Source organism: Rhodoferax sp. RT5P35, from assembly GCF_056521385.1.
In genome coordinates this window covers 1-1,482 of the sequence record NZ_JBWMAX010000107.1, presented here as the reverse complement: position 1 = coordinate 1,482, position 1,482 = coordinate 1, and the positions used below count along the sequence as shown (strand labels likewise).

The window sequence follows — 1,482 nt, the reverse complement described above, 5'->3', positions numbered from 1 at the left end:
CCGGTAAGGCGCACGGTGCCATGGTCGCGGCCCTCAAAGCCGTGCAGCACGGCGTTGTGGATCAGGTTGCCAATCGCCTGGCCCAGTGCACCGGGGTAACTGTCCAGCCGCAAACCGGTGGGTACATCGACCTGGATCTTGTAGGGTGTGCGGGCAAAGGTCGGGCGCAGGCTGGCCACCATTTCATCCACGACCTCGCGCAACTCAAAATGGCGGCGTTGCGAGCTGGTCTGGTCCACCGCCACCTGTTTGAAGCGGGTGACCAGGTCGGCTGCGCGGTGCAGGTTGCGGGTGGCGATGTCGGTGGCCTGGTCCACACTGTCGAGCAGGCTGTTCAGCGCGCTGCGGCGCAGGCCAGTGTGCATGGCGGTGCGGAATTGGCGCACCTCGTCAGTGAGCGCGCTGACCGCCATCAGGCTGTTGCCCAGCGGAGTGTTGAGCTCGTGGGCCACACCAGCCACCAGCCCGCCCAAAGCGGCCATTTTTTCGGCCCGCACCAGCTCGGCCTGGGTGGCGCGCAGATGGGCCACCGCACCCGACAAATCTTCGTTGGCAGCCGCCAGGGCCTGGGTGCGGCGCTGCACGCGGGCTTCGAGTTCGGTATTGAGTTCGCGCAGCTCGTTGCTGATGCGCTGGATGTCGGTCATCTCCACCGCCGCCCACACCATCAGGAAAGAGGTGCCCACCTGCGCCTGCCGCCGGTATAGCTGGAACAGCACCGCCTCGCCATCGCCCCGCAGCATCCAGGCCTCCACCACCGTGTGCCCCTGCTGCAGGCTGTTCAACATCGCGCTGCGCTCCTCCTGCGACCGCCACAGGCCAATCTCGTTCGCGGTGCGGCCCAATACCGCCTCCCGCGTGCGCCCGAACCCCCGGCACCAGGCCTCGTTCACGTCCAGCAACGGGTAGGGCGACTCGGTATGGGTCACCGACATGGGTACCGGTGAGGCGTTGAAGATGGCTTGCGACTTCAGTTCACGCTCCCGCAGCGTGCGGGCCATTTTCTCCAGGTCTGCCGACAGGTCATTGAACTCCAGGATGGCACCGCGTGGCCAGGGCCCGTCGGCAGCGCCCTGGGTAATCTGCCCAGCGCGGACGAGGATGCGGCGCAAGGGCCGGGTCAGCCACGAGGCCCAAAACGGGGCCAGCACCAAACCCACCAGCACGGCACCTGCAAACCCGGCCACCACCATCACCACCAGCCCCTGGATGTCCTGGTTCTCCAGCCCGGCAGGCATGCCGCCTACAAAATACCAGTCCAGAGCTTCGGAATGCACCACCGCCGGGTGGAAGCTGCGGCCCCCGAAACGGAACACCTCGGGCAGGGTTTGAAAGTTCCGCGCAGCCTGCACCAATGGCCAGTTCAGCACATTCACCGTGCCCACATGCGTCCCGCCATCGGTGTCGGCCACGATTTCGCCGCTGCGGTCCACCAGCCAGATGGATGCCGCGCGCTGACCCGCCGCAAGCTGGAAGGTATCC

The 1,482-nt window shown here is 66.5% G+C and carries 1 protein-coding gene; it reads right to left on the bottom strand.

Annotation, left to right across the window (positions count from 1 at the left end; translation table 11 throughout):
* The coding region (locus AC097L_RS24030) for a PAS domain-containing sensor histidine kinase (protein WP_479589244.1) at positions 1–1,482 on the bottom strand (1,482 nt) is incomplete at both ends.